The organism is Evansella sp. AB-rgal1 (assembly GCF_041820985.1).
Taxonomy (GTDB): domain Bacteria; phylum Bacillota; class Bacilli; order Bacillales; family Salisediminibacteriaceae; genus Evansella.
In genome coordinates this window covers 61101-67361 of the sequence record NZ_JBGUAU010000028.1, presented here as the reverse complement: position 1 = coordinate 67361, position 6261 = coordinate 61101, and the positions used below count along the sequence as shown (strand labels likewise).

Sequence of the window (6261 nt, the reverse complement as noted above, 5' to 3'; positions counted from 1 at the left end):
TAGACCCTGTAAAACAGAGTCAGTAAAAAAATCAAGAATAATCCTCTTTTTTTAACTGTCTATTCTACAGGGTCCATTTTAAAGTTAGTATCCTCTTTTAATAGAAATATAATGTAAGCCAAAACCGACTTCTTGCTACAACAAATTAGAATCACATTTCTATATGATCTAAAATTATTTTCTTGTAATAAATAATTTTGGTGTTAGATATAGAAATGAATTTTCAGTAAATAATATATTGGTTAAGTTGTTAAATATGTTTCGAAGAGTTTTATAGTTGATTAATCCAATATTTAGTTCGTAAAACTTGTTTATATAAGGGTTTGTATTCTAGCTGTAAACAGAGAGAATACACTGCTTGAACAACTTTTAGTAAGTTACCTCAAAGTTGTGTTTTGTTACTCCGCTATAGAATAATTGTCTTTCTTTAGGACCTTTCCATAGTTACTTATTTCAAAATATATGTTTGGAGATGGTTCACTAAACTGAGGGTTAATAGAACTAATTATAACAATCCATCTATTCTTGTTCCTCTCGACTTTATAAATCTCAAAATTTGAATGATCAGTTTTAAAAACCTCAGCTTCAAGTAAAGCTATTTCACCAGCCTCTTGAGAGTCAATCTTATCCCCAAAAAAACACCCCGAAACAATTGATAAGAATAGAATTTATATCATATAAAACCTATATTTCTTAATTTTAAAACACCTCCAATATTTTTCAGTTGGATTTACTCTTATTTTAAATAAGACGTAATCTAGAAATAAAAGTTTCATTAGTTAAAAAAATTATCCAAAAGAAAAAACTTGTATTTATAATATATAAATATGGGCAAATTATCTAGTAATACTAACTTTGTTGGTATTTTAATCATTCGTTTCTCCCAACTCCCTGACCACCAATGGTACAAGTGCGACTTCCGGTTCATTCCTTCTTCAAGGTGTCTCCTATACTGTGGGGGGCCAAGTCTTTTCCACTTTTCATGCGTCTAAGTCTCCCCTCAACGCTTTCTCTCAAGGAGTTGAATATGATTTCGCTCGTTACATAGATGGTGAAAAATCCTAATATCCTTCATAACTTGTTCTCTTCTACCAAAGTGTAATAATATATTAAATTAAGTGTTTTAGGAGAATAGCATTATAAAAAGAAAAAACCATCAAAAAGAGTACATTTCGATGGTTTTTCAGCGGATATTCTATTGTTTTAATTCACATAGATAATTATATTTTGTATTTATTCTTGTGCTTCATGTACTTGGTGTTCTAGCTTTTCGATTAAACTAGACGAGTATTCAATAAACTCTGAAGACATTTCATGTTTATAGGCATTATTTAATTGGCTCTTTGCATCTCCAATGGCTTTCATAGCAGTATCCAATTGTTTCGGGTCCATATTCATTGTTGCGTTCCCTACTTGTTTTTGTGCAGCTTTAATTGCCATTTCTACTTGGTGTAGTTGATCAAATGGTTCTGACATTTATATTCACCCTTTCAATAATGATAACATATGCAATATTACATACATTTACTATTTACAAAAGAAGTGAAGTTAATGCATTAAATTCTAATTGAAATTACTACATACTAAAAACTATTTTCTAGGTGGTCTTTTTCCCCAATATTGATAAAAATCAGTTCGAATATTTCCATTATATAGCTTTCTTTTTTTCGTAGCTTTCGCCCCATACAGCTTCTCAAAATGCTCGTATGAAGTGATAAAATAAGCAGACCACGTGTCTAACGGTCGAAACGTTCTCCCTAATTCTCGATATAAGTTTTCCACATAATTTTTTTCTTGCATACGTTCACCGTAAGGAGGATTACCTACAACAACTCCGTATTCATCTCTCGTTGTAAAGTCTTTCACTTGCATTTGCTTAAATGTTATTTGATCTGGAAATCCAGCTTCTATTGCATTATTTGAAGCTAATTCAATCATCTTATGGTCGATATCTGTACCAAGTATTTGCAACGGTTGATCATATTTTGCCAAATCTTCCGCTTCTTCTAATGCCCTGTCAGTCCATTCTTGTTTAAACCACTCCCAATTTTCAAACGCAAATTCACGATTAATTCCTGGTGCGATATTCTGACCAATCATTGCTGCCTCTATAGGGATTGTACCTGACCCACAAAAAGGATCCACAAAGGTACGATCCGGGGTCCAATTCGTAAGCTTAATCATTGCTGCTGCTAACGTTTCCTTCAATGGTGCTTCATTATGTAAGTATCGATAGCCACGTTTATGTAAGCCTGTACCACTTGTATCAATCGTTAATGTAACTAAATCTTTTAATATTGCTACTTCAATCCGTTGAAGGGCACCTTCCTCTTCAAACCATTCAATCTTATGACGTTTCTTTAAACTTTCCACAACCGCTTTTTTAACGATTGCTTGACAGTCTGGAACACTATAGAGAGTTGATTTTACAGATTTACCGATAACGGGAAACTCTGCATCTTTAGATATATAATCAGCCCAAGGGAGTGCTTTTGTTTGTTCAAATAATTCTTCAAAACTTGTGGCTTTGAATTCCCCTACTAGTAACTTGACACGGTCCGCTGTTCGTAACCAGAGGTTAGCTCGAGCAATGCCTGATGGATCTGCATCAAAAATTATTTTTCCGTTCTCAACTTTCACATTTGTATATCCTAATGCTCGTACTTCGTCAGCAACAATTGCTTCTAGGCCCATTGCTGCTGTTGCAATTAATTTTACTGTGTTCATTTTTATTCCCCTTTCACACAACATCAACCATTTGATGAAATCATTATTAACTATACCTTGTGGATAACTTAGTTTCAACAAAATATCATGTCTACACTGAAAATACGTATTCTCATCCGCCATGGTGCAAATTATCACTTGTATGAAAGGTTAACTTCAATAAGTGAGCCAATTTGAGTTATAATCATAGAAAGTTCTTATTATGATGGCTGTTATACCAGTCACTGTACTTGCTCATGAACTATAGAACTATACAAAGAAAAAACTCCATGATGATAGTATCACCAAGGAGTTTACTTTTTAGAATAGAATGGACGCCATTCATGTTTTGTAAGCCATGTTCTGTACCTTTGTACTGCAAACGGGTGTCAGCCCTCGTACTAAGGCAGTAATCATCTGTCTACAGACTAAATTGTCTGTTCCTCAATCTGTTCGAATTCCTTCATGAGGATGCCCCTACCTAATTTGGGTTTCTCGCTCGTGGGGTTTACCCGTTCCACTCTCTCTATTTCTAGAAAGACTACGTCACTGTGGCACTTTCAAGGTATGCACACCATATCCTATAAGATAAGACTTAGGTGTGGAACCTGCCGTTAGTCCAGTCAAAACCAGACTACCCTAGCTTATGAATTGGCTAGGCACGAACACTACAGTCATCGCAGACTGTGCGAGCATGGACTTTCCTCTACAACAAAAGTTGCAGCGATTACTCAAACATAAATGGTTGTCTTAAGCGACAAAATTTATTATAGCATAGAAAACAAACTATTATCAATCGTTATATTTTTCCAGAGATTGACGAATAGCTCTCTTAGCTAATTGATCTGCTTCTTTATTTTGTTTACTTGGAATCCATTTAACAAAAACATAATCAAAATCAGCTTTCATCATTTGCAGTGCTTTATCTAGTAATACACGAAAACGCTCTTTTTTTACATACTCTTTTTCTAACGAATCTGCTAAGACCTGTGAATCAGTGCGAATTGAAAGTACACGTAAATCCAGGTCTTTACAAATACGTAAAGCCTCAAGTAACGCATGAAATTCAGCATCATGATTGGACATAGGCTCTAACGGAATAGACTCCCTGATTAATTCTCCACGATTTTTTATAAAAACCCCTACTCCAGAAGGACCAGGATCCCCAGCACTACCCCCATCAATATAAACCTCTATCAATGGACATTACTCCTTTTTTTAACCTTGTACGACTTACTCGTATAACTTACTTCCGAAAACATGCTTTTCTAAATTTGATAACCTTCGTAAAATATCATAATTGGTATTCCCAGTCTGTTGTGGAGAAGATGTTTGTCTTTTCGTATGTTCAGTTAACGTCGCTGCTTCTTTTTTCAATCGTTCTACTTCCTTCTCTAACCAATCAACACGATTTTGGAATGCATCATAATCCTTAATAATTAAATCTAGGAATTGATCTACTTCCTCTTGACTGTAGCCTCGAAGACCTGTCTTAAAATCTTTTTCTAAAATATCCTTTTGAGTTAAACGAGAAATTTTCTTTTGTGTAGTCAATATTAGTCACCTCTACTAATCCATCATTTCATTTCTTTTATTTTTTCAAAAAGCCCCGATATTGTCAATGATAACTATCATTCTCTTCCACTTCTCTTATTACGTCATCTATTTCTTCTGGAGTCAAGTAAAATATTGGATAATTACTCACTTCGGCTTTTTTTCTTGCGTATGTTAAATAATATGTAGGTGACCCTTCAGTATATTCATCAAAAAGGACAAGAAATGCATTACTTTTCTCAATGATAAATTGATTCTTTAACCGAAGCTGTGACGGATCGTCGTATTTCCGTTTAGTTATGTAATCTTTGTAATCACTATTATTCCAGATTTTCAAGTATAAGTCCTTGATTGGATCTCCCCACTTCTCTTCTTGTTCATAGAAGGGAGATAAGGTTGCTAGTTGGATTGTTGGATATTCAACTTTCAATTGTAGGACGGCCTCAGCAGCCCATAACTCTACTCCAGGTTGTCCACTTGTAATAACCCATTTTATATCAAATTCCTCTATTAATGTTTTTAATTTCTTTTTGATAGCAAACTTTAGAAAAGGTAGATGATTATGTTTTTCATTAAATATGCCTAATTCATGGGGCTTATAGCCTGTAACAGCTAATACTTCATACACATTAAAACCACCTTTTTTATTCAGAAGAGCTTTGTTATAGATAATATTGTATTTTTTTCTATTTCAGTATATATTATAATACTATCCGCTTTGAAGAATAACAGAGTCTTTTATATAAAGGTTGAAGCGAGTTAGTAATTGTACTAACCCGCTTCGATCTATTATACTAGCAACGTGGTCTTGGAGGACAAACGAAGTCCTGGCAAGTAGTACGGCAAACAGTTGACTCAGTGTGAGGGAAGTTGTGGAAATACTTCCAGTTGTTATTTACAACGTTAGTAGTATGACTTGGGTGTACTACTGGTACGATGTGGTCTACATTCATTTGTCTCACATTCTGGCGAGTTGGTGCAACTCGTGGTGGGTAATATTGCGCTGCTCTTGGTCCAAATGGTGCAACACCTGGTGCAACACCTGGTGCTCCTGGTACTCCTGGTCTTGGGCTAAACATAAGTTATTTCCTCCTTTATTATTTATTACATTAACAACCTATGTTAAAAAGACCGATAGCGTACTAGTGTTAGTACCTATTTTTAACCATTTTTTCTTCGAATTTAGATAAATCATACAATTAGTAGGTATCTGTCTATTGGAAAGTCCAAAATGTAGCTCCAATAACTACAAAAAATAACACGAGAAATAATTTAGCCATTCTTCCTCTTCTTCCTTTCATAACTAAATAACACTAATTTATAGTGTATGAAGAAAAATGACAGATTGCAAGATGTTGATTATTTCCTTTTTATCCAACATTATTCGTCATTCTATGATTACTCATACCAAATTTCAATTCTAATAATCAAAAATAAACTCGAAAAAAGCGTCTTTCTGCGCTTACCTGGGAAATAACATGTTTATATCTCCATGTGCAAGGGAAATAATAAAAATGCCGCCTGTAAAAAAACTGATTTTTTCGTCAATTGAATACGTTTCAATCCCTAAACTGAGAACATACTCATTTTTACAAAGTTGTTGCATAATGAGAAAAAAACGAATAAAGGAGCTGGATAATATGCCAAAAGTAACGATACCAGACAAAGCATCATTTGAGGTCAAGTCTGGAACTAAACTAGTACTAGCGTTAGAGGATAATGGAATTGACATACTACACCGGTGTGGAGGTAAGGCGAAATGCACTACATGCCGGGTAGATGTGCTAGAAGGAGACCTCGGCCCACTCACCGATATTGAAAAGGCAGCTTTTCAAGCCAAAGGGCTTGATGAATCAGCAAGATTATCTTGTCAAGTACGTATTCAAGAAGATGTAACGGTTCAACCAGAGAAAACTGTTTCTTCTACTGGACTTGATCCTGGTCCAAGACCTGAAGGATAAGGGTAATATTAACGAGAGTGTCCAAATGTAGGAGGCTCTC

At 34.7% G+C, this 6261-nt stretch carries 7 protein-coding genes and 1 other RNA gene; 1 reads left to right on the top strand and 7 read right to left on the bottom strand.

Features of this window, described 5'->3' with window-relative positions; all coding sequences use genetic code 11:
* Positions 1–1233 precede the first annotated feature (1233 nt).
* The 7 genes from ACERII_RS20250 to ACERII_RS20220 form a co-directional block, all read right to left on the bottom strand.
* On the bottom strand, positions 1234–1476 hold the full coding sequence (locus ACERII_RS20250) for a DUF2564 family protein (protein ID WP_373644730.1): 243 nt from the start codon (positions 1474–1476) through the stop codon (positions 1234–1236).
* Between the two features lie 114 nt (positions 1477–1590).
* Entirely contained in the window at positions 1591–2727 is a 1137-nt protein-coding gene (locus ACERII_RS20245) for a THUMP domain-containing class I SAM-dependent RNA methyltransferase (protein WP_373644729.1), read from the bottom strand.
* A 326-nt stretch (positions 2728–3053) separates the two neighbouring features.
* An RNA gene (gene rnpB, locus ACERII_RS20240) (RNase P RNA component class B) lies at positions 3054–3445 on the bottom strand.
* Positions 3446–3498: 53 nt separating this feature from the next.
* Positions 3499–3906 (bottom strand): reverse transcriptase-like protein, encoded by a 408-nt coding sequence (locus ACERII_RS20235; RefSeq protein ID WP_373644727.1) that lies wholly within the window; start codon positions 3904–3906, stop codon positions 3499–3501.
* A 33-nt stretch (positions 3907–3939) separates the two neighbouring features.
* Positions 3940–4260, bottom strand: a complete 321-nt coding sequence (gpsB, locus tag ACERII_RS20230; protein ID WP_373644726.1) for a cell division regulator GpsB — start codon at positions 4258–4260, stop codon at positions 3940–3942.
* A 64-nt stretch (positions 4261–4324) separates the two neighbouring features.
* The gene (locus ACERII_RS20225) at positions 4325–4888 is read right to left on the bottom strand and encodes an SLOG family protein (protein WP_373644725.1); all 564 of its coding nucleotides are present in this window, start codon (positions 4886–4888) and stop codon (positions 4325–4327) included.
* Positions 4889–5054: 166 nt separating this feature from the next.
* On the bottom strand, positions 5055–5339 hold the full coding sequence (locus ACERII_RS20220; protein WP_373644724.1) for a CotD family spore coat protein: 285 nt from the start codon (positions 5337–5339) through the stop codon (positions 5055–5057).
* 561 nt (positions 5340–5900) lie between these two features.
* Between ACERII_RS20220 and ACERII_RS20215 the strand changes: the two genes are divergently transcribed.
* Positions 5901–6221, top strand: coding sequence for a 2Fe-2S iron-sulfur cluster-binding protein (locus tag ACERII_RS20215; protein WP_373644722.1), 321 nt, complete (start codon positions 5901–5903; stop codon positions 6219–6221).
* Positions 6222–6261: the final 40 nt, after the last annotated feature.

Coding starts and splice junctions, on each gene's coding strand:
- ACERII_RS20250 (WP_373644730.1), bottom strand. CDS start 1,476: ATGTCAGAACCATTTGATCAACTACACCAAGTAGAAATGGCAATTAAA.
- ACERII_RS20245 (WP_373644729.1), bottom strand. CDS start 2,727: ATGAACACAGTAAAATTAATTGCAACAGCAGCAATGGGCCTAGAAGCA.
- ACERII_RS20220 (WP_373644724.1), bottom strand. CDS start 5,339: ATGTTTAGCCCAAGACCAGGAGTACCAGGAGCACCAGGTGTTGCACCA.
- ACERII_RS20215 (WP_373644722.1), top strand. CDS start 5,901: ATGCCAAAAGTAACGATACCAGACAAAGCATCATTTGAGGTCAAGTCT.